Origin of the sequence: Pseudomonas sp. GW456-L13, from assembly GCF_017350115.1 — a bacterium.
GTDB classification, from domain to species: Bacteria; Pseudomonadota; Gammaproteobacteria; order Pseudomonadales; family Pseudomonadaceae; genus Aquipseudomonas; species Aquipseudomonas jessenii.
On sequence record NZ_JACNAS010000002.1, the window covers coordinates 795,626 to 819,703 of the forward strand.

The window sequence follows — 24,078 nt, forward strand, 5'->3', positions numbered from 1 at the left end:
GAATTCACATCAACACAAAGAAGTGGCAAGAGAGTAGCGCAAGCGCGATCAGGCTTCACTTTCGTATCCCGGCTGAGCCTGTAGCGGCAGGTGCAACGTGATGCAGGTGCCGCGCCCCTCGATGCCGTCGGCGACGCTGATACGCCCGCCATGGGCACCGACCATGCCCTGACAAATCGCCAGCCCCAGCCCGGTACCCTGCCCGCCGCGATCACCCCGCGCCGCGGTGTAGAACATGTCGAAAATCTTCGCCCGATCCTCCTCCGGAATCCCCGGGCCCTCGTCGCTGACCGAGAAAAACAGCTCACTGTCATCGGCCCCGGCGTGCAATTGCAAACGCCCGCGGGGTGGCGAAAACCGCGCGGCGTTTTCCATCACGTTGATCAGCGCCTGTTCGATCAGTGCGGCATGCACGAACAGCAACGGTAACTCCGCCGGCACGTCGGTGCTGACCTGCAACGGCGCAAGGACTGTCCGCAGACGGTTGAGCGCACTGCCGACGATGTCTGCCGGCGATACCCAGTCCCGCGCCAGCTTCAGCGCACCGTGGCCGAGCCGGGTCATGTCGAGCAGGTTTTGAATGTACCGGTCCAGGCGCTCGGCTTCATCACGGGTGCCTTCGAGCAGTTCACGTCGATCCTCCAGCGGGATCGCTTCACCCAGGGCCAGCAGGCTATCGATACTGCCGCGCATGGAGGTCAACGGTGTGCGTAAATCGTGGGACACCGAAGCCAGCAAGGCACTGCGCAATTGCTCGGTTTCGCCGTGCAGCCGAGCCGCTTCCAGATCATCGGCCAGTTGCGCCCGGGCCAGCGCCTGGGCCAGCGGTTGGGTCAGCGCGGTCAACAAGCGTCGGCGTTGGCCGCTCAGGGTCTGGCCGTCCCTGGCGCACACGCCGAGCAACGCCAGCGGACCGTCTTCCACCGATAACGGCCACCACCACCAGCGGCCGAACGGCAAGGTGCCGGTGCCCGCACCCGCGGGTTGATCGTGCTGCCAGGCCCAATCGGCGGCGGCGCGCTCAGCTTCGGTGAACTCCAGCGGGCCACCGGTTTCTACTTTCCAGCCGTTTTGCCCGTCGCGATTGAGCAGGCACAGTTGCACGTCGCTCCAACCGTTGAGGTGCTGGGTAGCCGCGCTGACCACGGCCTGGCGATCGGTGGCGGCGGTCAGTTTGCGTGACAGGTCGAGCAGTTCGGTGGTCTCTTCCTGGGTATCGCGCAGTGCCTGCAATTGTCTGCGCTGGCGCGCCGCGAGGTTGCCGGTGAGGGCCGCCATCAGCAGGAAAAACAGCAAGGTCAGCACGTCTTCTTCGCGCTGGATGCTGAAAGAGAAATTCGGCGGAATGAACAGGAAGTCATAGGTCAGGAACGACAGCACCGCACAGGCCAGCGCCGGCCCGAGACTGCTGCGCACCGCCACCAGCAATACCGCCGCAAGGAACACCAGGGAGATGTTCGGCAGTGGCAGTACGCTCGCCACGGCCCAGGCCAGAGCGCTGGCCGAAATCGTCGCCACCACGGCCAATGCGTAGTCGAACCAGACCAGTGAATGCATCGACCGCCGATGGGGTTGATGCGGTTGGTGATCGCTGTCGAGAACGTTGATTTCCAGCCCGCGCGCATTACGCAGCAGACGCGCCGCCAGCCCGCCACCGAACAGACGTCGGCGCAAACGCGGCCGGGACTGGCCCACCAGCACCAGGCTGGCGCGGCGTTCGGCGGCATGCTGGATCAAGGTTTTCGCCACTTCACCGGCGCGCAGCAACACCACTTCGCCGCCCAGGCGCTCGGCCAGTTGCTGGGCGCTTTGCAGGCGCAGGCGGGACTGCTCGTCACGCACGCTGCCGTTGTCCACGTGCACCAGGCTCCAGGGCAGGTGCCGCCGCTGGGCCACGCGACTGGCATGACGCACCAGGCGCTCGGCCTGGGCATCGCCGTCGACCCCTACCAGCAAACGCCCGCGCACGGCCGGCGCCGCTTGCCCCAACTGACGATACCCTTGGGCCAGATCGTTATCGACTTGAGCCGCCGCGGTTTGCATCGCCAGTTCGCGCAGGGCCGTCAGGTTGGTCTGGGAAAAGAACGCATCGATGGCCGCCCGCGCCTGCTCCGGCACATAGACCTTGCCATCGCGCAATCGCTCGAGCAGCTCCCGTGGTGGCAAGTCGATCAGCAGCAGTTCGTAGGCTTCCTGCAATACCCAGTCCGGCAGGGTTTCGCGGACCTGCACGCCGGTGATGCCGCGCACCTGATCGTTGAGGCTTTCCAGATGCTGAACGTTGACCGTGGTGTATACATCGATGCCGGCGGCGAGCAGTTCCTGAATGTCTTGCCAGCGTTTTTCGTGACGACTGCCCGGTGCATTGGTGTGCGCCAGTTCGTCGACCAGCACCAGCTTGGGTTTGGCGAGGAGCAGACCGTCAAGGTCCATTTCTTCGAGCAACACGCCACGGTACTCCGAACGTACCAACGGCTGCTGCGACAAGCCGCCGAGCAGTGCTTCGGTTTCGGCCCGGCCGTGGGTTTCGACGACGCCGGCAATGACTTTCACCCCTTGGCGTAACTGGGTATGGGCCGATTGCAGCATGGCGTAGGTCTTGCCGACACCCGGCGCGGCACCGAGAAACACTTTGAGCCGGCCACGGCCATCGCGGGGCAGGTCTGCTAACAGCGCGTCGGCGCGGCCGGAGTTGCTCATGCTTGGGGTCTCTTTTTACCTGGATTGATGTAGTGACTGTTCTGCAGTCTTCGCGAGCAAGCCCGCTCCCACAGGTGTACGCACGCCAATGTGAGAGCGGGCTTGCCCGCGATTGGCTGCGCCGCTGATTTACAGTTTTTCCAGCGCCCGATTCAACTCAAGCACATTCACCACCGGCGGGCCTACCAATGGCTGCTCGATGTGGGCGTCCAGCAGTTGTTGCAGGGTCGCTACCGGCAGATTGCGCGCCGTCGCGACACGCGCCAGTTGATAGGCAATCGCCGCCGGTGGCAAGTGCGGATCGAGACCGCTGCCGGACGTAGTGATCAGCGCCAATGGCACCGGCCCCTGGTCTGGCACCAGCAGTTTGCTGGCATCGTCGATCACCCGCATCGCCAGCGCCGGGTTGCTCGGCGACAGGTTGCTGGCACTGCTCGACACGGTGGCAAAGGCACCGGCCGAAGGACGCGGGTGGAACCAGGCGTCGCCAACGAAATCCTGAGCGATCTGAGAGGACCCGCGGACCTTGCCCTCGGCATCCCGCACCAGGCTGCCGTTGGCCTGATCCGGGAACGCGACCTGGGCCACGCCGGTGACCACCAGTGGATAAGCGACGCCGGTGATCAGCGTCATCAGGACCAGCAGGCTCAGGGCCGGGCGTATCAATGTGGACATTTGAAAATCCTCGAATTCACAGGAAAAACCTGTAGGAGCGAGCTTGCTCGCGATGCAATTGAGAGCGCCGCGTACAGTCAGGAAGCACTCGTTATCGTTAACCACCATCGCGAGCGAGCTCGCTCCTACAGGGGGGGTGTTCAGTCAAACCAGATGCAACGCCGTCAACAGCATGTCGATCGCCTTGATCCCCACGAACGGCACCAGAATCCCGCCCAGGCCGTAGATCAACAGATTGCGCCGCAACAACGCTGCCGCACTCGCCGCATGAACCCGCACACCGCGTAGCGCCAGCGGAATCAGCACCACAATGATCAGGGCGTTAAACACGATCGCCGAGAGGATCGCGCTCTGCGGGCTGCTCAAGTGCATCACATTGAGCACACCAAGCTGCGGGTAGATCGCAGCAAACAGCGCCGGCAGGATCGCGAAGTACTTGGCCACGTCGTTGGCGATGGAAAAAGTCGTCAACGCACCGCGGGTTACCAGCAGCTCCTTGCCAATCTGCACCACGTCCAGCAGCTTGGTCGGGTCGCTGTCGAGGTCGACCATGTTGGCCGCTTCACGGGCCGCCTGCGTGCCGTCGTTCATCGCCATGCCGACGTCCGCCTGGGCCAGGGCCGGGGCGTCGTTGGCGCCGTCGCCGCACATGGCGACCAGACGACCGTCGTTTTGCTCGTGACGAATGCGCGCCAGTTTTTTCTCCGGCGTGGCTTCGGCCAACACATCGTCCACACCCGCCTCAGCGGCGATGGCAGCGGCGGTCAACGGGTTGTCGCCGGTGACCATGACGGTGCGGATCCCCAGTTTGCGCAACTCGGCGAAACGCTCGCGGATACCGGGCTTGACTACGTCCTTGAGGTGGATCGCCCCGAGCAACTTGCCGTCGGCACACACCAGCAACGGGGTGCCGCCGCTTTGGGCGATCTTGTCGATTTCACGGGACAGGGCCGGTGCCAGGTCAGCACGCTTGAGGCCAACGAACGCCAGCAACGAATCCACCGCGCCCTTGCGGTACACGCGCCCCTGATAGTCGACACCGGACAAGCGGGTTTCGGCACTGAATGGCACGGCTGTCAGCACTTCAGCGGACGGTTCCGGTTGCGGATGGGTGCCGCGCAGGTACTCGACGATCGACTTGCCTTCCGCAGTGTCGTCAGCCAGCGAGGCCAGCAACGCGCCTTCGGCCAACTCCCCGGCTGTCACGCCAGGCGCGGCATATACCGCCGAGCAACGACGGTTACCGAAGGTGATGGTGCCGGTCTTGTCCAGCAGCAGGACGTGCACGTCCCCCGCCGCTTCCACCGCACGACCGGACTTGGCGATCACGTTCAGGCGCACCAGGCGATCCATACCGGCGATACCGATGGCCGACAGCAAGCCGCCGATGGTGGTCGGAATCAACGTGACCAACAGCGCCACCAGGAACACCAGCGGCAGGCTGCCATTGGCGAAGTGGGCGAACGGTTGCAGGGTGACGACCACCAGCAGGAAGATCAGGGTCAGGCCGATCAGCAGGATATCGAGCGCCACTTCGTTCGGGGTTTTCTGGCGCTTGGCGCCTTCGACCAGGGCGATCATGCGGTCCAGGGTCGACTCACCGGGGTTGGCGGTAATCTTCACCAGCAGCCAGTCGGACACCAGCCGAGTGTTGCCGGTGACGGCCGAACGGTCGCCACCGGATTCGCGAATCACGGGGGCCGATTCACCGGTAATCGCCGCTTCGTTGACCGCCGCGATGCCTTCGATCACTTCGCCGTCACCGGGGATCATCTCCCCGGCTTCGACGCGCACCACATCCCCTTTTCGCAGGCTAGCGGCGGGCACCACCTGAAAGCTGCCGTTGCTGGTCTTGCGCCGGGCACCGAGGCCTTCGCTGCCGGCCTTGAGGCTGTCGGCACGGGCCTTGCCGCGACCTTCGGCCAAGGCCTCGGCGAAGTTGGCGAACAGGACGGTGAACCACAGCCACACAGCGATTTGCACGGCAACGAAAGTCGGCACTGCGGTGTCGGGAATGAAGCACAGCACGGTGGTCAGGATCGCCGTCAGTTCGACCACCAGCATCACCGGCGCACGCTGCAATTGCCTTGGGTCGAACTTGACGAAGGCTTGCAGCAGCGCCGGGCGCCACAGGGCCGAGATCGCGGTTTTAGTTTGTTCCGGTGCCTTGGCGGCGACGGTTTTGGTTACGGGCATATTCATCATCAGCTCCTTAGCTCTTTAACCCAAAAGCAGCCATACCCAGATGTTCAGCGATTGGGCCCAGTGCCAAAGTCGGCAGGAAGGTCAATCCACCCACCAGCAAAATGGTCACGGTCAGCAGGGTGACGAACAGCGGACCGTGGGTCGGGAAACTGTTCTGCCCGATCGGGGCGGTTTTCTTCAGCGCCAGGCTGCCGGCCAGGGCCAGGACCGGGAGGATGTAGCCGAAGCGACCGATCAACATGCCCAGGCCCAGCATCAGGTTGTGGAAGGGGGTGTTGGCGCCGAAGCCAGCGAAAGCGGAACCGTTGTTGGCACTGGCCGAGGTGTAGGCGTAGAGCAGCTGACTGAATCCGTGAGGCCCAGGGTTGCTCACCGCAGCCACCGGGCCTGGCAGGCTGGCGGCGATCGCGCCGAGCACCAGTACGCCAATCGGCATGACCATCAGGGTCACCACCAGCAATTGCACTTCCCTGGCTTGCAGTTTCTTGCCGAGGTATTCCGGAGTGCGGCCGATCATCAGGCCGGCGAGGAACACCGCGATCAGCACGTTGAGCAACATGCCGTAGAGCCCGGCGCCAACGCCGCCGAAGATCACTTCGCCGACCATCATGTTGACCAGGGCCACCATGCCGCTCAGTGGGTTGAGGCTGTCGTGCATGCCGTTTACCGAACCGTTCGACGCGGACGTGGTGGTCACCGACCAGAGCACGGTGGCGGTGGTGCCGAAACGCGCTTCCTTGCCTTCCAGCGGCGCGGTCTGCTCGACAGCGACATTGTTCAAGGCAGGGTTAGGTTGGTATTCAGCCCACAGCGAGGTCGCGCCGCCGATCAGGAACAGCGCCAGCATGCAGGCGATGATCGCGCGACTCTGACGCAGGTCCTTTACGTAGTGACCGAAAGTGAACACCAGTGCCACCGGGATCAGGATGATCGAGGCCACTTCGAACAGGTTGCTCCACGCCGTCGGGTTCTCGAACGGATGCGCCGAGTTCACGCCGAAGAAGCCACCACCGTTGGTGCCCAATTGCTTGATCGCAATCTGACTGGCAGCCGGTCCCAGCGGAATCACTTGGTCAACACCCTGCATGGTCACTGCATTCACGTACTGCGAGAAAGTTTGCGGCACGCCCTGCCAGACCAGGTACAGCGCCAGCAGCAGGCACAGCGGCAGCAAGCCGTAGAGGGTGGCACGGGTCATGTCGACCCAGAAGTTGCCCAGAGTCCGGGTGGATTTGCGGCCGATGCCGCGACACAACGCGACCAGTACCGCCAGACCGGTGGCGGCGCTGACGAAGTTCTGCACGGTGAGGCCAGCCATCTGGCTCAAGTAGCTCAGGGACGCTTCGCCGCTGTAGGCCTGCCAGTTGGTGTTGGTCATGAAGCTGACGGCGGTGTTGAACGCCAGCGTCCACTCCTGACCCGGCAGGTTCTGCGGGTTGAGCGGCAGGTGGTCCTGGAACAACAGGATCGTGAACAGCAGCAGGAAACCCGCGAGGTTGAAGGCAATCAAGGCCAGGGCGTATTTCTGCCAGCTCTGTTCGGCTTGCGGATCGACGCCGGCCAGACGATAACAACCACGTTCGACCGGACCGAGAATCGGCGTCAGCCAGGTGCGCTGCCCTTCCATCACCTTGTAGTAGAAGCGCCCGAGAAACGGCGCCGGGACCAAAACCAGGGCAAAAAAACCGAGGATCAGCCAATAGTCATAACTGTGCATAGCCGCTCCTAGTTCCGGTCCGCGCGCAGCAGCGCAACAAACAGATAAATGAACAGCCCCACTGCCAGCAGCAGCGACACCCCGTCCAGAACGCTCATGGAAGTTCTCCGTGTTACGGCGTATTGCCGCGTGTGGAGTCATTGTCGGAAAGGAGGCTGTAAAGGAACGAGATCGAGGGTGCCCGCAGGGCATAAAGAAAGCGTAAAGAGTGGGTTTACGCGGGGGTTACAGGGTGCGGGAAGGCGTTCCAGCACGGAAAAAACCGGGAGTGTCGTACGTAGAGCGTTAAATTGTGCGCGAGAGTAGTGAGTGCTGGTTGCAAGTCATGGATAATCCGGCCCAAATGACGCGACGCAACCGAATGGGGTCAGGATCTCTTGCACCTCCCCGCTTGCGCCTGCAAGCTACCTCTATTCGCATTACTGAAAAAGGCTGGCCCAACGTGCGTATCCTAATTACCGGCGGAGCCGGTTTCATAGGCTCGGCCCTTGTCCGCGAGCTGATTCAACACACTGAGCATGAAGTGCTCAACCTGGACAAACTGACGTATGCCGGCAATCTCGAGTCGCTGACCAGCATTGCCAACGACACTCGCTACGAGTTCGTTCAGGCCGATATTGTCGATCAGGCGACCGTCAGTGCAGTGCTGGCGCGCTTTCAGCCTCACGCGATCATGCACCTGGCAGCGGAGTCCCACGTCGATCGTTCCATCGACGGGCCATCGGAATTCATCCAGACTAACATTGTCGGCACCTACAGCCTGCTAGAAGCCGCCCGAGCCTATTGGCAAGCCCTCCCGGAACCTGAGAAAAGCGCCTTCCGCTTTCATCACATTTCCACTGACGAGGTTTACGGCGACCTGCACGGTGTCGATGATCTGTTCACGGAAACGACGCCCTACGCGCCGAGCTCGCCCTACTCCGCCAGCAAGGCAGCGTCCGACCACCTGGTCCGCGCCTGGCAACGGACCTATGGCTTGCCGGTGCTGCTGACCAATTGCTCGAACAATTACGGGCCGTTCCACTTCCCCGAGAAATTGATTCCGCTGGTCATCCTCAATGCGTTGGCCGGCAAGCCGCTGCCGGTGTATGGCAATGGCCTGCAAGTGCGCGACTGGCTGTTCGTCGAAGATCACGCCCGTGCGCTGCTCAAAGTGGTGACCACCGGCACCGTCGGCGAGACTTACAACATCGGCGGGCATAACGAACAAAAGAACATCGACGTGGTGCGTGGCATCTGCGCCCTGCTCGAAGAATTGGCACCGCACAAGCCCGAGGGCGTTGCGCATTACGCCGACCTCATCACGTTCGTCCAGGATCGCCCTGGTCATGACCTGCGTTACGCAATCGACGCCAGCAAGATTGAACGCGAACTGGGCTGGGTGCCCGAAGAGACCTTCGAAACCGGCCTGCGCAAAACCGTTCAATGGTACCTGGACAATCTGGAATGGTGCCGCCGCGTTCAAGACGGCAGCTATCAGGGCGAACGCCTTGGCGCCATCAATCCAAAGGAGCTGCTCGCATGATGAAAGGCATCGTTTTGGCGGGTGGCTCGGGCACGCGCCTGCACCCGATTACGCTTGGAGTGTCGAAACAGCTGTTGCCGGTCTACGACAAGCCAATGATCTACTATCCGATTTCGGTGCTGATGCTGGCCGGCATCAAGGATATTCTGCTGATCTCCACCCCGCAGGATCTGCCCCAGTATCGCAATCTGCTGGGTGACGGCAGCCAGTTCGGGGTGAATTTCAGCTTTGCCGAGCAGCCATCACCGGACGGTCTGGCCCAGGCCTTTCTGATTGGCGAAGAGTTCATTGGCGATGACCCTGTGTGCCTGATCCTGGGCGACAACATCTTCCATGGTCAGCACTTTGGCGAACAATTGCAGAACGCGGCAAAACGCACCTCCGGCGCCACCGTATTCGGCTACTGGGTCAAGGACCCCGAGCGCTTCGGCGTGATTGATTTCGACAGCGATGGCCGTGCCCTTTCGATCGAAGAAAAACCGAAAGCGCCGAAATCCAGTTATGCCGTTACCGGCCTGTACTTCTACGACAACGATGTGATCGAGATCGCCAAGGCGGTGAAACCTTCGCCTCGCGGCGAGCTGGAAATCACAGACGTCAACAATGCCTATCTGCAACGTGGCGATCTGCAGGTCGAGCGTTTTGGTCGAGGTTTCGCCTGGCTCGACACCGGCACCCACGATAGCTTGCTCGAAGCCTCTCAGTACGTGCAGACCATCGAACACCGCCAGGGTCTCAAAGTCGCCTGTCTCGAAGAGATCGCCTATGAAAACGCCTGGATCAACCGCGAACAGTTGATGGAGCGCGCCCGGTACTTTGGCAAAACCGGGTATGGCCAGTACCTGGCCAAGCTGGCAGGGGAAGAGCAATGAACCTGTGCGAGCCCGATTCGCCCGGTAACGAGACTGGACTGTTCCCGTGAAAATACTCATCAATGGCCGACACGGTCAGGTTTCACATGAATTGCAACAGCGGCTGGGGGCTGTCGGTGAACTGGTCGTATTGGGTCGCGATCAGCTCGATCTCGCGCAGCCCGATCAGATTCGCCGTCAAGTGCAAAACATTCGACCCGATCTGATCATCAACGCGGCGGCCCATACCGCGGTTGATCTGGCAGAAAGTGAACCGCAATCAGCCTTTGCCATTAACGCCGTAGCTCCCGGCATCCTGGCCGAAGAAGCGCTGGCTCTCGACATCCCGTTGATACATTACTCCACGGACTATGTATTCGACGGGACGAAAGCCGGACCTTACAACGAGGACGACACGCCCAACCCGCTCGGGGTGTACGGCAAGAGCAAGCTGGCCGGTGAACAGGCCATCAGGGACGTGCAAGGTAAACATCTGATTCTGCGTACCAGCTGGGTCTACTCGACTCATGGCCGCAATTTTCTACTGACGATGCAACGTCTGCTGCAAGAGAAACCTGAGTTACGTGTAGTCGCCGATCAAATCGGCGCACCTACATGGGCCGGTACAATCGCCAATAGCACCCTTGCCCTGATTGAACGCTGGCAGACGAGTCAGGTTACCAACTGGGGTACTTATCACCTGAGCGCTCAAGGTGAGACCTCCTGGTTCGGCTTCGCCCAGGCGATCGGTGAAGCGCTGCGACAACAGGGCAAGCCCTGCGCCGACCTGTTACCGATCCCGTCCAGCGACTACCCGACACCCGCAGCCCGACCGCTCAACTCGCGCCTGGATTGCAGTCGCTTGCAACGCGACTGGGGTGTCAGCCAACCAGACTGGCAAACGGCGTTGCGCGAGTGCCTCAATCTGCAAGCCTGAATATCAACCGCTGCCCGCACCGGCATTGAAATACCAAACCTGCGCGTTGCAGCGGTGTGGGGAGCGGGTATGCGGGCTTGCTCGCGAAAGCCGCATTTGAAACCGGCGCGCCCCTGACTGACGCACAATATTCGCGCATCCAGTGGCGAACATCCCCGATACGACAGCTTTCAGCCCATTACGACGTGCAATCGCGAAATGGCACGCCCACTGCACTGGCCTCCCCTGAGCTTTCCAAACCACTCAGGGAGCAAACCCATGAACACACAACTCAAACCCACGCTGGGCACCTTGCACCTGTGGGGCATTGCGGTCGGGCTGGTGATTTCCGGAGAGTATTTCGGCTGGAGCTATGGCTGGGGCGTGGCCGGAACCTTGGGTTTTCTGGTGACTTCGTTCATGGTCGCCACCATGTACACCTGCTTCATTTTCAGCTTCACCGAACTGACCACAGCCATTCCTCACGCTGGCGGTCCCTTTGCCTACAGTCGTCGCGCCTTTGGCGAGAAAGGCGGTTTGATCGCCGGGCTGGCGACACTGATCGAATTCGTCTTCGCCCCACCGGCGATTGCCCTGGCCATCGGCGCCTACCTCAATGTCCAGTTTCCTGCCCTGGACCCGAAACACGCGGCAGTCGGTGCCTACCTCGTATTCATGGGCCTCAACATTCTGGGCGTGAAACTGGCGGCGACCTTCGAACTGGTGGTCTGCGTGTTGGCGGTCGCTGAATTACTGGTGTTCATGGGCGTGGTCGCACCGGCATTCAGCTTCAGCAACTTCGCGCTCAATGGCTGGGCCGGCTCCGACGTGTTCGGTGCCCCGGCGATTGCCGGGATGTTCGCGGCCATCCCCTTTGCCATCTGGTTCTTCCTCGCCATCGAAGGCGCAGCCATGGCCGCCGAAGAAGCCAAGGACCCGAAACGCACGATTCCCAAGGCTTACATCAGCGGTATTCTGACCCTTGTGCTGCTGGCGATGGGTGTGATGTTCTTCGCCGGTGGTGTCGGTGACTGGCGCACCCTGTCGAACATCAACGACCCGTTGCCGCAGGCAATGAAAACCGTGGTCGGCGAAAGCTCAGGCTGGTTGCATATGCTGGTGTGGATCGGCCTGTTCGGCCTGGTGGCGAGTTTCCACGGGATCATCCTCGGCTACTCGCGGCAGTTCTTCGCCCTCGCCCGGGCCGGTTACCTGCCGGCGTCCCTGGCTAGATTGTCGCGTTTTCAAACCCCGCACCGGGCAATCATCGCCGGCGGTGTGATCGGCATTGCAGCCATCTACAGCGACAGCCTGATCAACCTCGGCGGCATGACACTGACTGCCGCAATGATCACCATGGCCGTGTTCGGCGCCATCGTGATGTACATCATGAGCATGCTCAGCCTGTTCAAACTGCGTAAAACCGAGCCGAACCTGGAACGCACCTTCCGCGCCCCGTGCTACCCGCTGGTGCCGTTCATTGCACTGATGCTGGCGGTGGTGTGCCTGGTGGCGATGGCCTGGTTCAACACGTTGATCGGCCTGATCTTCCTGGGCTTCATGGCGGCTGGTTTCCTGTACTTCATGCTCACCGCGCAATTGCGCGCTGACGCACCGGCGGATGCGATGTTGACCGGACATTGAAAGCGTTCGAGTGAACCTTAAACAACAGGCATAGAATGGGGGTGATTGCGATGGAACTGCGACAAAACCCCATCACTCAAAGTGGTATGCACGATCGGTTGGCGAACCCTCGCCAACCCGCCTGCTTTCAAGGAGAGTCCTATGCCCTGGTATGCCTGGTTGATTCTGGTCGTTGCCATCGGCTCGATCGTTGGTGGTCTGATGATGCTGCGCGACACCGCCAACAAGGTCGAATTGACCGAAGAGCAACGTAAGCGCGTCGCCGAACGCAATGCGGAAATGGACGCCAAGGAAGCGCAGGACCGCTGACTGAAAACCCCGCCTGAAACGGCGGGGTTTGTTTTTGCGTGAAAGCACCTGAAATCATGCCGCTTTTGACCCATATCGAAGCATCTGCATGTTTTTTAGAAGTAGAAGTACAGTCACCATGCAATTTTCATTGGTTAATATGTCCGCATTGATGCGGAGATATCAGATGCGTTACTCGCAGGACCATAAAGCCCAGACCCACCAACGCATAATCAAAGAAGCTTCAGCGCGATTTCGACGCGATGGTATCGGCGCGACCGGGCTGCAACCCCTGATGAAAGCACTGGGCTTGACCCACGGTGGCTTTTACTCGCACTTCAAGTCCAAAGACGAACTGGTAGAGAAAGCCTTGCAAGAGGCTGGCGCACAAGTCGACGAGTTGTGCGCGCAAATCTTCGCCGAAGAGCATCCACTCGAATCCTTCATCGACGCTTATCTGTCCGAATGGCATCAAACCTCACCTCAGGAAGGCTGCCCGCTGTTGACCATTTCTTCGGAACTGGGACTGCGTGGTCAACCGAGTCCAACCAGCGATGTCGTGCTCCAGGCGCGACTCGATCAGATCCAGCACACCCTTGACGGAGAGCGGAGCGCCGAGCGCAGCATTGTCATCATGTCTACGCTGGTCGGCGCCTTGCTGTTATCGCGTAGCGTTGCCGACGCCGAATTTGCCCAACGGATTCTCGACGTCGCACGCGAACACCTCAAACACTCGCAGGATTAACCCTGCCAACGCTTGAACAGCACACTGGCATTGACCCCGCCAAATCCGAAGCCGTTGGACAATGCGTATTCGATGGCCATGGGCCGAGCATTGCCATGAACGATGTCCACGCCTTCAGCGGCAGGGTCCGGGTTTTCGAAGTTGAGGGTCGCCGGCACGATCTGGTCGCGGATCGCCAGCAGCGTAAAGATCGCTTCGAGTCCACCCGCTGCACCGAGCAAATGCCCGGTCGCCGACTTGGTCGACGTCACGGCGATGCCGTTTTGCGCGCCGAACAATGCCTTGATCGCCGCCAACTCTCCCAGATCCCCCACCGGAGTCGAGGTTGCATGCGCATTCAGATGCTGAACCTGAGCCGGTGAAACACCTGCTTGTGCCAACGCCAACGACATCGCTCGCCGCGCACCGCTGCCGTCCTCGGGGCCGGCGGTCAGGTGAAAGGCATCGGCGCTGGTGCCGTAGCCGACCAGCTCCGCCAGCGGGTGTGCCCCCCGGGCCAGTGCATGGTCCAGAGACTCGATGACCAGCAGCCCGGCCCCTTCTCCCATGACAAATCCATCTCGACCACTGTCGAACGGTCGCGAAGCGCGCTCAGGCGTTTCGTTGTAAGCGCTGGACAAGGCGCGAGCAGCCGCAAACCCGGCAAGGCTGACCCGATCGATCGCCGCTTCGGCGCCACCGCATACCGCAATGTCCGCTTCCCCCGCACGAATCAAACGCGCCGCATCGCCGATTGCCTGCACACCGGCCGCGCAAGCCGTAACTGGCGCACCCAATGGACCTTTGAAGCCATGCGCTATCGAGACATGGCCGGCCGCGAGATTGACCAAAAACGAAGGAATTGTGAACGGAGACAAGCGTCGCGGCCCACGGCTGTCGGTCGTACGTACCGCATCCGCAATCGCGCCAAAACCGCCCACACCTGAACCGATGATGGTGGCCGTGCGCTCCTGGGCGTTGGCGTCCAGCGCCTGCCAGCCTGCTTGCTCCAGTGCCTGACGCGCCGCTTCCATGGCGAACAGAATAAAGCGGTCCATCTTCTTCTGTTCCTTGGGTGGGGTTGCCCGGTCCGGATCGAACCCCGCCTCCGGATCGTCAGCCAGCGTGGGCACGGCACCACCGACCGTGGCCGGCAGATCGGCAACCACCTCCTGCGGCAGATTGCGCAGCCCGGAACGCCCGGCCAGCAGACGCTCCCAGACCATTTCGACACCGCTCCCCAGCGGCGACACCAGGCCCATACCTGTTACAACCACACGACAATTACTCATACCACACATACCTCAAGCCGGTTGATGGCGCTTACCGATAACGGGCAGCGGCCTTGCTTTTGGAAAGGTTCGGCGCCATCACAAGACGCGCCGCCACAAAGGCATCCCAATCGCCCGTATCCGGTAACGAAGGAATGGTGATCAATTCACCCTGGTCCAGACCCGACAACGCCGCATCGACCATCTCGCCCGCCTCCATCACCATGTCCGCAGGAATCTCTGACGCATCGATACCAGAACGCTCCCAGATCTCGGTGCGTGTCACACCGGGCAGGACCGCCTGGATCTTCACACCGGTGCCATCCAGCTCGGCGTTCAACGATTGAGTCAAGCTCAACACATAGGCCTTGCTGGCGCTGTACGTCGCATTGAAACGCTCGGGGAACAACGCCACCACCGATGCAATATTGATGATCGTGCCGCGCCCGGCCTTGGTAAAACTGGCTGCAGCCGCCGCGGCCAATCGCGTGACCGCCGTGATGTTCAACTGAATCATTCGCTCCAGTTGATCGGTATCGGCATTGGCCAATAGCCCGTCCGCCGCCACGCCGGCGTTATTGAGCAACAAACTGATACTTGAATCGCTGCGTAACCGCTGTTCGAGCTGCAGCACGTCTTGTTTTTGGGTCAGATCCGCCTTCAGCACTTCGACCTTGATCCCATGCGCCGTGCGCAGTGTGCTCGCGGCCGCCTCCAGTCGCTGCTCGTCGCGAGCCACCAGCAACAAATCAAAACCACGAGCTGCCAACCGCTCAGCGTAAACCGCCCCGATGCCGGAAGAAGCACCGGTGACGAGGGCCGTACCTTGGGACTGGGTAGAGTTCATGACTATGCTCCTGGGAACACTAGGATGAGAACAGAGATTTCATTATAAGCATAATTTAACCGTTTTATTACACACATAATTTTTCTGACGGGCAAGCGGCCACGCGGACAAGCCCAAAAATATGGCCCCTTCCTGTCCCCTCCTTCAGCACGACGGTAACTCGAACCCTTACAGCAACGCACCAAAGACCTGCCTGCTGCATACTGCGGAGTCTGCCGGCTCCGCTGAGTAGGAATAGATTGCATAAACAGCGGTTTAACTTGTCAACAGCTTGCCGTCAGAATGTAGATACGGGAGAATGCAAAACGTTACTAATTATTTTTCACCACCACTGTCAGCGAAGACCGATAGAGCATTTCTCAACGCCAGCTGACTTTTTGTAATTTGAGGGTTTCATGAACTTCCCTACAAAAATACGTCCTGACATTGAACATCATGAAATCGATATTACAGAGTTTCTTCGCGACTTATGGAAGCAAAGATCTATTATTCTGCTCTTCACCGGGCTTTCCACAGCGATCGCAGTAACTTATGCATTAACGGCGCAACCTCAATATAAAGTACAGAACGAAATCAGGCCTGTGGCAGCTACAGACCTGGACATGTTAAACGAGTCCGGCCTTTATAAGATTCAACCAGAGCAAGCCTTAAGACGCATTGGTTCGTCCATGGATTCTTATACCGAACGTTTAAGTTTCTTCCAGGCCAATCCGGGTTTACTCGCTCCCCTACAAGCCAACGGCAAGTCAATCGAGGAGACCCTCGAACGTTTCAATACCAGTGCGTTTACAGTCGAACAAATCGACCCTAAAAAAACTGCTAATCTTTCGGAAGCAATTCAACTTGGCGTAGAGTATCCATCTGGCGTGGATGGGGTGGCTATTGTTAACAACTTTACCGAGTTTGTAATCAAACGCGAAAAAGAAAAAGTCGAAGCGGATTTTAAAACACTTATTGAGAACCGGATCGCGCAAACAGAAAAAAAGCTGTTATCCAAGAAAGCTGCCTATGAAGCCGAAAAAGACTCAGAAATCGCAGAGCTCCTTGAAAAGGATCAGTTAAAAAAAGAAACTCTACAGGACGAACTCAAAGCCCTGCGACAACAACTGCAAACCCGTCGACAAAATCGTGTGAAACAGTTGGATGAGGCAATATCGATTGCCAAAAATCTGGGAATTGTTACCCCTACCACGCCATCTGCCCTTGGAGAGGCTGGGCAGACAAGGCAAGGCAACATGATTCGCACAGAAGTAAGCAACCAACAAATACCTCTGTATTTTATGGGGCAGTCGGCACTTGAAGCAGAGCGCGCAACACTCGTCGCCCGAAACTCCGATGATTTTACTGAACCTCGCGTTGATGAAATCCAGAAAGAGCTCAGTCTTCTCGCTAACAACCGAAAAGTTGCTCTGCTTAAACAGCGTAGTAACGAAGAGCTGTTCTTAAAAGGCCTGGGTGAGATCAGGGAAGAGCTGGCACACTTGAAAAATCTGCATGTCAATTTTGAACAGATTAATCTGGTTAATATCGACAGGCCGGCGTCTCCCCCGCAAGGCCCTATCAAGCCGAGGAAGGCGTTAATCGTTGGTTTAGGTTTGATATTCGGACTGATGCTCGGAACAATGCTCGCTGCTGTCCGGACAATCATGCTGCCTAAAAAAGCGATTGAAGACTAAAAGCTGCAAACTTATTTCCCGCTCCAATAAAAAGGCCGATCAATGATCGGCCTTTTTCTGACTCTCGCGATTAATTCACTTCAATCCTGTCTCGGTTACTTTCCAGAATTGCCTTACCAATCCCCTTGACCTCAAGGAGTTCATCCACTGACGCAAACGGCCCATTATTGTCACGATACGCAACAATTGCCTTGGCCTTCGCCTCCCCGACACCGATTAGTTCACGTTGAAGTGTTTGTGCATCTGCACCATTGAGATCAACTTTATAGGTGTTCGCTCTAGTAGCAGCTTCCGTGACCATGGAAGACTCAACAGCTTTAGCTTCCGGAGCAGCAATAGCTGCAACAGAAGCGCCGCTCAAAAGGGCAAAAAACAAAGAGTAGAAGTAACCTTTACGCATGATGATGCTCCATGACACGAGTTGAAAGAAGCAGCTTTTCCTAAGCTGCTCCCCCAATTTAGGCCATGTTATGGAACTGTCAAAAACGTGTACGTTTCCGAATGTGAAGCAATCAAGGTTCCAAACGGCGCTGCTGGTAGATCCAGTCGACGATATCGCCGTCAGGAGCGTAACCACTGACGGTTTCGCGTAGAAGTTGGCGGACACGCACGTAATCGTCCTGTTCAATCGAGCAAAGTAATTCTGCCAGCTTGATTTTGAGTACATCCCAGGGAAGATGGTCCTCATTTGCAGTCATGATCATCGGATGCTGGGTGGCCGCCACGTTGTCACCAATCAGCAGCTCTTCGTAAAGCTTTTCGCCGGGTCGCAAACCAGTGAACTCGATAGAAATATCCCCATGCGGGTTCTTTTCCGAACGCACACTCAAGCCCGAAAGATGGATCATCTTTTCAGCAAGCTCTACGATTTTTACTGGCTCTCCCATATCTAATACAAAGACGTCGCCACCCTGCCCCATCGAACCTGCCTGGATTACAAGCTGGGCCGCCTCGGGAATAGTCATGAAATAACGAGTGATCTTGGGATGGGTAACCGTCAGTGGCCCGCCGGATTTAATCTGCTTGTGAAATAACGGGATGACCGAACCAGAGGACCCAAGAACATTGCCAAAACGTACCATAGTGAAGCGCGTCTTGTTTACCCGCGAAACGTTGGTGTCATCACCGAATAGTGCCGGGGCAAGTTCTCGACTGAGCGCCTGTAGCGTCAACTCAGCGAGACGTTTTGTGCTGCCCATTACGTTTGTCGGGCGCACCGCTTTATCTGTCGATATCAAAACAAAGTTGGCGACACCCGCCATTAACGCCGCCTGAGCGGTATTGAGTGTGCCGATTACGTTATTTAGGACACCCTCGGCAATATTGTGCTCAACCATCGGAACATGCTTGTAAGCTGCCGCGTGATAAACCGTATCTACGCGCCAAACCCTCATCACATCCAGTAATTTTTCCTTATTTCGTACCGACCCCAGGATGGGCAAAAGACGAACAGAGAGCGATTCTCTGCTTACGCGCTGCTCAAGTTCGGACAAAATGCTGTAAAGATTAAACTCGCTGTGTTCAAACAACAGAAGCGTCGTCGGTCCCAAAGAAAGAATCTGACGACATAGTTCTGAGCCAATTGATCCGCCAGCGCCGGTGACCAGAACAGATTGTCCCGTTATGCAATGCTCCAGCAAATCACCTTGGGCCGGAACAGCGTCACGCCCCAACAGGTCGGCAATGTCTACTTCCTGAATGTCATCGACTTTGACCCGGCCACTAGCCAGGTCCATGAATCCGGGAACGCTTCGAACATGGAGCGGAAAACCTTCGAGGAAACCAAGAATTTCGCGACGCCGGCCACGACTAGCAGAAGGAATTGCTAACAGAATTTCCTGAGCCCCTGTCTCGTCGATCATCTGTTGAATATGCTTTGGCTTATAAACCTGAAGCCCGGAAATAACACGATCAGCGATGCTCTTATCATCGTCTATAAAGGCCACCGGACGCATCATGCGCCCCATACGCAGTGCGGCTACCAGCTGATTTCCTGCCGCGCCAGCGCCAAAAATGGCGACTCTGGGTAAACCGTCGTCCCTATTGGTAAAAGGTACATGCTGCGCAGCAGCAAACCAATCACCCAGGAAGTATTGCCGCATCGCCAGACGCAATCCGCCAACCATAATCAGACTCAGCCACCAATAGTTGAAAATGATCGACCGCGGAACAAGATTTTGATGATTGCTGTACCAATAAACAAATACACCAAGAATTAGAGACGACAAACTGACCGCTTTGATAATCGCTATAAGAGCATCGTTGCCAAAATATCGCATCACAGCACGATACATGCCAAAGCGGATGAACAAAGGGATTGCGACCACCGGGGCACTCAAAAAAAGCCAAGTGTGGGCAATCAGCGGATTGACCATGTCGTCAATGCCGAGCCGTACCAAAAATGCCAGCCAAAGCGCTACCCATACCAGAATGACATCCGTCGAAACCTGAATGAGGCGCTTTTGCCGACGCGGCAACCCCAGCAACAGCGTGCGTAACTTATCCATAACGCCCTCGTACACCTCGAAACGCTTCCCAGTTGAACGCGTGTACGTCTCCTGACGCACTCGTCACTTCAAAAACCCATGAATCAGTTGCCGAACATCTGGCTTCTTTCGAGTTCGCCCGCATGGAACTTCACCGCCAAAATCACTAAGGGAATGTAGGCAAGAACCAGACCTAACGCGCCATCCAGCCCGAAGTAACTCACGCACAGTGCGATGGGCAGCAACCATCCAATGTTAATTGCCCCTACCGCTAGAGTCACTGGCAGGTGTTTGCCATATCTGCGCGATGCGAACTGATAAGCGTGGCTGCGATGAGCTTCGTAAACTTTATCACCACGAACAAGGCGTCGAATTAAAGTGAAGGTCGCATCAACAATGAAAACCCCCAATAAAATCAGCCAGGCCCAGAGTAATTGCGGCGCCGTCCAGGCAGCCTGTATAGAGATGACAGCAAGCACTACACCAAGGAACCCGCTACCGGCGTCCCCCATAAAAATTCGTGCTGGAGGGAAGTTCCAGAACAAGAATCCCACTACGGCCATGGCCAACATTCCCGACACCCACATCAGGTTTTCAAATCCGCTCAACCAATAGAGCAGACAGGCTCCCAAACAGGAGCAAATCGCCTCAACACTGGCGATACCGTCGATTCCGTCCATGAAGTTATACAGATTCAGCATCCATACCAAATAGAAAGCAGCCAAAATATAACCAAACCAGCCAAGATCGACGCCCATTCCGAACAAGGTGAGGGGAGGTAAGCCCCCCAGCCAGATCAAAGCCCAAGCGGCAGCACAAAAATGTCCAAGCAAGCGCCAACGAGCAGCGATATGACCGTGGTCGTCCATAAAGCCGACCACAGCTACTAATGCCCCTGCTCCCCCGATAGCCACCAATACGGGCAACGAGACCAGTTGAGCCCAACCCAGAAAAGGCAGTACCAGCAAGAACGCGAGAACAATCGCAACTCCGCCACCGCGAGGAGTTGGTATCGAGTGAGAACTTCGAGCGTTGGGAATATCAACAATGCTGCGAGCCAAAGCATAACGACGCAGTAGCGCAGTTAATATCAATGAAACACCAGCCACCGCGGGAATCAACCACCAATAAATCATTTTATTTTACTTTCTCGAAAATATTGTGCGGTAGCTTTCAGAGCGTCATCCACCGAGACCGGTGGGGACCAACCAAGCAGGGCGCGCGTTTTACTGATGTCTACCCGCAGAGACCCACACAGTCGATTTGACAGGTCTTTTCTGCCCAACACTGTCGCACCGCCACCTAATACCCAGGACGGCACTGGTAATAGACGCGCCGACCGCCCAAGAGCAAATGCCATTTTTCGCAGCAACTGCGTTGTAGAAAGATCTTCGCCATCACTGACCAGGAATGTCTGGTTGGCCGCCGCGGGATGACTGATGCAGGTGAGAATCAAGTCCACCAGATTATCCAAGGCGACCAGACTGCGGCTGTTATGAATGGCGCCGAAAGGCAAGGGAACACCTTTATCAAGCCACTGCATCATATTCCGGAAATTAGCTTTTACCCCGGGGCCATAAACCAGCACTGGGCGGATAATGACAACCTCCATACCCGTTTTCGCCGCGAGCTCACGAAGCCCCTGCTCTGCCTCCATCTTGGAAATGCCATACGGGTCTGCCGGGGCAGGTGTATCCTCAGGCGAATAGGTGGTGTTTGACAATGTGCCTTCTCCGTTTACCTTGATCGAACTGATAAAGATAAACCGTCGAACACCGGCCGCAGCCGCATGACGTGCCAAGTTGAGCGTGCCATCCACATTGACCTGCCTAAAGGCAGCCAAGGGGTTGGCTTCAGTGTCATTCATTACATGAACACGAGCTGCTGAATGTATGATGACGTCCACGCCGGCAAGACTACCCTGCCAGTCAGTGGTTCCGTCAATGTTGTCTACGTGAATCTTCGCAACATGATCTTCACGTAAGTCCGTCCCTTTACGTAAAGCGGCAATAACAGTGTAATTATCCGTGAGCAAACGGCTAAAAACTGCTCCGCCTACGAACCCGGTTGCACCGGTTAAAAATATTGACTTCGTCATTATTTATTTGACATCCCTTCGTAAAGTCCCTGCACGGAACAGTGCTTCCAAACGTCGTAAAAGAGTAACTTTCGAAAAGTGGCTCCAATAATACGAACGGCCGGCCTGCCCCATGAATTCACGCTGAACAGAATCCGTGGTTGCCATTTTCAGGGTGATTCGCGCAAGCCCCTGAGCATCTCCTGAAGGGCAGGTGTAACCGCAACCGGAGTCCTCAATAATTCTCGCAGCCTCACCATTGATCATCCCCAGGATTGGTTTGCTCGATGCCAAATAGGCTTGGACTTTCCCGGGAACTGTTTTTTCAAACACATCGTTGGTTTTCAGCGAAACCAGTAACGCATCCGCGCAGGCAAAGATTTCTGGCATGGCGCTCAGCGGGTGCCGGCCCAGCAGCAATACGTTCTGCAAGCCTCTTGATTCAACTTGCTCGCCCAGCCACTTACTCATGCGGCCGTCCCCGACGATTACCCAGCGTACTGAGGCGCTATGCTTCAAGGACTCAGCGGCATCCAGCACTGCTGGCAAATCCTGAGCGTCACCCAAATTACCGGCAAAAACGACCGTAAAGGTAGAGTCATCCCGCTCTAGCAAACTTGATGACTTTTCTGGACAGCCCGAAAATTCATCTTCCGCCCAACTTGGAAAATAAACCAGGCGCTCTGGAGAAATCTCTTTAGTACAATATTGCTTTACACTGCTTGAGAAGCCTTCTGATTGTAAAAGCAAATAATCGGCGCGGTTATAGATCCACGAAACCACGCGCCCAACCATTGCCAGCAGGGTAGGATTGCGCAATACGCCAACAGCTCGAAGGGTTTCCGGCCATAGGTCAAGAACCCAAACATAAACCGGAGCTTTCTTCATACGTCCAATTACAACCGCCGGAATCGCAGCCATAATCGGAGAAACCGCATATACGAAAACCGCATCGAATTTTTCGTTACGGAGTTTCGCAGCACCTATTGTGGAAGCGCTGAAAAAAAAAGAAAGGTAATTTAGCATCAAGCGGATACTTCTCTTGCCGCGCGAGACCAATGGAACTCGGACTATACGTGCACCAAAGTAACTCTTGAAGCCCTCAGGATTGGTCTTATATTCAGAGAATACCGCGCCTTCAGGATAGTTGGGCCATCCTGTCAAAACAGTCACCTCATGACCATTATCCGAAAAATCGCGTACCAAATCATTGATACGCATATTCTCAGGCCAAAAATACTGAGTAACTACTAAAATCCTTAATTTATTCTCAGACATTCCCACAGCTCAACTCAATACTTTTTCCAAACCACGCGATTTACATAATCAAGGTAGCTGTGAACGATTCGAACCACCTTATCGGCCACATTCGGCATGCTGTAGTCTGCCACCAGGCGCAGACTGCGAACCTCGCCTCGGCTTTGACCGTCCAGCACCTGCAAGGCCTGCATCACTCGCTCGGACTCAAGGCCAACCATCATCACAGCGGCTTCTTCCATACCCTCTGGACGCTCGTGCGCCTCACGGATATTCAACGCCGGGAAATTGAGAATGGAGGATTCTTCATTGATCGTACCGCTATCGGAAAGTACTGCTTTGGACTCAAGCTGCAACTTGTTGTAGTCCTTGAAGCCGAGCGGCTTTAACAGACGAACATTCTCGTGAAACTTCACCCCCATGGCATCGACACGCTTCTGTGTCCGCGGGTGAGTGGAAACAATTACCGGATAGTCATAGTGCGCCGCGACTGCGTTGAGCACGTCAACAAGCTTGCCGAAGTTAGTATCGGAATCAATATTTTCTTCACGGTGTGCGCTCACTACAAAAAACTTGCCCTGCTCAAGCCCAAGCCGCTCCAGCACGTCCGAAGAATCGATACCTTCACGATAATAATTAAGTACCTCAAACATCGGGCTGCCAGTTTTGATGACCCTGTCTGGTGGCAAACCTTCACTTAGCAGATAGTCACGCGCAATGGTACTGTAAGTTAAATTGATATCTGCGGTGTGATCCACAATACGTCGGTTGATCTCTTCAGGTACACGCATGTCGAAGCAGCGGTTACCAGCTTCCATATGGAAGGTCGGAATTTTGCGACGTTTGGCGGGAATGACCGCCATGCAGCTGTTGGTGTCGCCGAGGACGAGAAGAGCCTCAGGCTGAACCTCGGCCAGCACGCGATCAACGGTAATAATGACGTTACCGATGGTTTCCGCACCTGTTGCACCAGCAGCATTCAGAAAGTGGTCGGGTTTACGGATACCGAGATCCTGAAAGAAAATCTCGTTCAATTCATAGTCATAATTCTGCCCGGTGTGCACTAGAACATGGTCGCAGTCCCTGTCCAGAGCGGCCATGACGCGCGACAGGCGAATGATTTCCGGGCGAGTACCCACTACGGTAACGATTTTCAATTTTTTCATTTTTAAACGTCACATTTTAATAAGTGATAAAAACGATCAACAATTCTAATCTT

At 57.0% G+C, this 24,078-nt stretch carries 20 protein-coding genes; 7 read left to right on the forward strand and 13 right to left on the reverse strand.

The features are described from left to right. Nucleotides 1-48: 48 nt before the first annotated feature. From J4D25_RS17655 to kdpF, 5 genes are all read right to left on the reverse strand, one after another. Nucleotides 49-2,700, reverse strand: a complete 2,652-nt coding sequence (locus J4D25_RS17655; RefSeq protein ID WP_057713793.1) for a sensor histidine kinase KdpD — start codon at nt 2,698-2,700, stop codon at nt 49-51. Nucleotides 2,701-2,829: 129 nt separating this feature from the next. Further along, nucleotides 2,830-3,375: a potassium-transporting ATPase subunit KdpC gene (gene kdpC, locus J4D25_RS17660; RefSeq protein ID WP_057713792.1), complete on the reverse strand. Its 546-nt coding sequence runs from the start codon at nt 3,373-3,375 to the stop codon at nt 2,830-2,832. A 144-nt stretch (nt 3,376-3,519) separates the two neighbouring features. Then, entirely contained in the window at nt 3,520-5,577 is a 2,058-nt protein-coding gene (gene kdpB, locus J4D25_RS17665) for a potassium-transporting ATPase subunit KdpB (protein WP_057713791.1), read from the reverse strand. A 10-nt stretch (nt 5,578-5,587) separates the two neighbouring features. Then, the gene (gene kdpA / locus J4D25_RS17670) at nt 5,588-7,297 is read right to left on the reverse strand and encodes a potassium-transporting ATPase subunit KdpA (protein WP_057713790.1); all 1,710 of its coding nucleotides are present in this window, start codon (nt 7,295-7,297) and stop codon (nt 5,588-5,590) included. 8 nt (nt 7,298-7,305) lie between these two features. Continuing rightward, nucleotides 7,306-7,395 (reverse strand): K(+)-transporting ATPase subunit F, encoded by a 90-nt coding sequence (gene kdpF, locus J4D25_RS17675; RefSeq protein ID WP_079246727.1) that lies wholly within the window; start codon nt 7,393-7,395, stop codon nt 7,306-7,308. A gap of 344 nt (nt 7,396-7,739) precedes the next feature. On the opposite strand from kdpF, the gene rfbB reads away from it, so the two are divergent. From rfbB to J4D25_RS17705, 6 genes are all read left to right on the forward strand, one after another. Further along, complete coding sequence (gene rfbB, locus J4D25_RS17680; protein WP_057716576.1) at nt 7,740-8,822, forward strand: dTDP-glucose 4,6-dehydratase; 1,083 nt, start codon at nt 7,740-7,742, stop codon at nt 8,820-8,822. After that, nucleotides 8,819-9,694 carry a glucose-1-phosphate thymidylyltransferase RfbA gene (gene rfbA, locus J4D25_RS17685; RefSeq protein ID WP_057713789.1) on the forward strand — a complete coding sequence of 292 codons (876 nt, stop codon included), beginning with the start codon at nt 8,819-8,821 and terminating at the stop codon, nt 9,692-9,694. The genes rfbB and rfbA overlap by 4 nt, the downstream gene beginning before the upstream one ends. A gap of 46 nt (nt 9,695-9,740) precedes the next feature. Next, nucleotides 9,741-10,610 (forward strand): dTDP-4-dehydrorhamnose reductase, encoded by an 870-nt coding sequence (rfbD, locus tag J4D25_RS17690; RefSeq protein ID WP_057713788.1) that lies wholly within the window; start codon nt 9,741-9,743, stop codon nt 10,608-10,610. 258 nt (nt 10,611-10,868) lie between these two features. Then, nucleotides 10,869-12,233 (forward strand): ethanolamine permease, encoded by a 1,365-nt coding sequence (eat, locus tag J4D25_RS17695; RefSeq protein WP_057713787.1) that lies wholly within the window; start codon nt 10,869-10,871, stop codon nt 12,231-12,233. A gap of 141 nt (nt 12,234-12,374) precedes the next feature. Next, complete coding sequence (locus J4D25_RS17700; RefSeq protein ID WP_079246726.1) at nt 12,375-12,542, forward strand: DUF2897 family protein; 168 nt, start codon at nt 12,375-12,377, stop codon at nt 12,540-12,542. Between the two features lie 166 nt (nt 12,543-12,708). Then, complete coding sequence (locus tag J4D25_RS17705; RefSeq protein ID WP_057713786.1) at nt 12,709-13,266, forward strand: TetR/AcrR family transcriptional regulator; 558 nt, start codon at nt 12,709-12,711, stop codon at nt 13,264-13,266. Here J4D25_RS17705 and fabF read toward each other — a convergent pair. Beyond that, nucleotides 13,263-14,537: a beta-ketoacyl-ACP synthase II gene (fabF, locus tag J4D25_RS17710; RefSeq protein ID WP_057713785.1), complete on the reverse strand. Its 1,275-nt coding sequence runs from the start codon at nt 14,535-14,537 to the stop codon at nt 13,263-13,265. The genes J4D25_RS17705 and fabF overlap by 4 nt on opposite strands. 31 nt (nt 14,538-14,568) lie before the next feature. Further along, entirely contained in the window at nt 14,569-15,363 is a 795-nt protein-coding gene (locus J4D25_RS17715) for an SDR family oxidoreductase (protein ID WP_057713784.1), read from the reverse strand. Between the two features lie 395 nt (nt 15,364-15,758). On the opposite strand from J4D25_RS17715, the gene J4D25_RS17720 reads away from it, so the two are divergent. Further along, nucleotides 15,759-17,039: a Wzz/FepE/Etk N-terminal domain-containing protein gene (locus tag J4D25_RS17720; protein WP_057713783.1), complete on the forward strand. Its 1,281-nt coding sequence runs from the start codon at nt 15,759-15,761 to the stop codon at nt 17,037-17,039. 70 nt (nt 17,040-17,109) lie between these two features. Here the strand turns inward: J4D25_RS17720 and J4D25_RS17725 are convergent, their stop codons facing one another. The 6 genes from J4D25_RS17725 to wecB form a co-directional block, all read right to left on the reverse strand. Then, a complete protein-coding gene (locus tag J4D25_RS17725) occupies nt 17,110-17,439 on the reverse strand; it encodes a helix-hairpin-helix domain-containing protein (protein WP_057713782.1) in 330 nt (109 codons plus the stop codon). A 112-nt stretch (nt 17,440-17,551) separates the two neighbouring features. Continuing rightward, nucleotides 17,552-19,546 (reverse strand): nucleoside-diphosphate sugar epimerase/dehydratase, encoded by a 1,995-nt coding sequence (locus J4D25_RS17730; RefSeq protein WP_057716575.1) that lies wholly within the window; start codon nt 19,544-19,546, stop codon nt 17,552-17,554. Between the two features lie 83 nt (nt 19,547-19,629). Beyond that, on the reverse strand, nt 19,630-20,661 hold the full coding sequence (locus J4D25_RS17735) for a glycosyltransferase family 4 protein (RefSeq protein ID WP_057713781.1): 1,032 nt from the start codon (nt 20,659-20,661) through the stop codon (nt 19,630-19,632). Continuing rightward, nucleotides 20,658-21,623 (reverse strand): SDR family oxidoreductase, encoded by a 966-nt coding sequence (locus J4D25_RS17740; RefSeq protein ID WP_057713780.1) that lies wholly within the window; start codon nt 21,621-21,623, stop codon nt 20,658-20,660. Before J4D25_RS17740 ends, J4D25_RS17735 begins: the two co-directional genes overlap by 4 nt. 3 nt (nt 21,624-21,626) lie before the next feature. After that, entirely contained in the window at nt 21,627-22,880 is a 1,254-nt protein-coding gene (locus J4D25_RS17745; RefSeq protein WP_057713779.1) for a glycosyltransferase family 4 protein, read from the reverse strand. A gap of 14 nt (nt 22,881-22,894) precedes the next feature. Next, nucleotides 22,895-24,025, reverse strand: coding sequence for a non-hydrolyzing UDP-N-acetylglucosamine 2-epimerase (wecB, locus tag J4D25_RS17750; RefSeq protein ID WP_057713778.1), 1,131 nt, complete (start codon nt 24,023-24,025; stop codon nt 22,895-22,897). Between the last annotated feature and the right edge of the window lie 53 nt (nt 24,026-24,078).

What these genes read in the sequence shown, in the direction of transcription:
- J4D25_RS17655 (WP_057713793.1), bottom strand. Translation starts at nt 2,700, where the DNA reads ATGAGCAACTCCGGCCGCGCCGACGCGCTGTTAGCAGACCTGCCCCGC.
- J4D25_RS17715 (WP_057713784.1), bottom strand. Translation starts at nt 15,363, where the DNA reads ATGAACTCTACCCAGTCCCAAGGTACGGCCCTCGTCACCGGTGCTTCT.
- wecB (WP_057713778.1), bottom strand. Translation starts at nt 24,025, where the DNA reads ATGAAAAAATTGAAAATCGTTACCGTAGTGGGTACTCGCCCGGAAATC.
- fabF (WP_057713785.1), bottom strand. Translation starts at nt 14,537, where the DNA reads ATGAGTAATTGTCGTGTGGTTGTAACAGGTATGGGCCTGGTGTCGCCG.
- J4D25_RS17725 (WP_057713782.1), bottom strand. Translation starts at nt 17,439, where the DNA reads ATGCGTAAAGGTTACTTCTACTCTTTGTTTTTTGCCCTTTTGAGCGGC.
- J4D25_RS17735 (WP_057713781.1), bottom strand. Translation starts at nt 20,661, where the DNA reads ATGATTTATTGGTGGTTGATTCCCGCGGTGGCTGGTGTTTCATTGATA.
- kdpC (WP_057713792.1), bottom strand. Translation starts at nt 3,375, where the DNA reads ATGTCCACATTGATACGCCCGGCCCTGAGCCTGCTGGTCCTGATGACG.
- J4D25_RS17705 (WP_057713786.1), top strand. Translation starts at nt 12,709, where the DNA reads ATGCGTTACTCGCAGGACCATAAAGCCCAGACCCACCAACGCATAATC.
- rfbA (WP_057713789.1), top strand. Translation starts at nt 8,819, where the DNA reads ATGATGAAAGGCATCGTTTTGGCGGGTGGCTCGGGCACGCGCCTGCAC.
- kdpF (WP_079246727.1), bottom strand. Translation starts at nt 7,395, where the DNA reads ATGAGCGTTCTGGACGGGGTGTCGCTGCTGCTGGCAGTGGGGCTGTTC.
- J4D25_RS17700 (WP_079246726.1), top strand. Translation starts at nt 12,375, where the DNA reads ATGCCCTGGTATGCCTGGTTGATTCTGGTCGTTGCCATCGGCTCGATC.
- J4D25_RS17745 (WP_057713779.1), bottom strand. Translation starts at nt 22,880, where the DNA reads ATGTCTGAGAATAAATTAAGGATTTTAGTAGTTACTCAGTATTTTTGG.
- J4D25_RS17740 (WP_057713780.1), bottom strand. Translation starts at nt 21,623, where the DNA reads ATGACGAAGTCAATATTTTTAACCGGTGCAACCGGGTTCGTAGGCGGA.
- eat (WP_057713787.1), top strand. Translation starts at nt 10,869, where the DNA reads ATGAACACACAACTCAAACCCACGCTGGGCACCTTGCACCTGTGGGGC.
- J4D25_RS17730 (WP_057716575.1), bottom strand. Translation starts at nt 19,546, where the DNA reads ATGGATAAGTTACGCACGCTGTTGCTGGGGTTGCCGCGTCGGCAAAAG.
- J4D25_RS17720 (WP_057713783.1), top strand. Translation starts at nt 15,759, where the DNA reads ATGAACTTCCCTACAAAAATACGTCCTGACATTGAACATCATGAAATC.
- kdpB (WP_057713791.1), bottom strand. Translation starts at nt 5,577, where the DNA reads ATGAATATGCCCGTAACCAAAACCGTCGCCGCCAAGGCACCGGAACAA.
- kdpA (WP_057713790.1), bottom strand. Translation starts at nt 7,297, where the DNA reads ATGCACAGTTATGACTATTGGCTGATCCTCGGTTTTTTTGCCCTGGTT.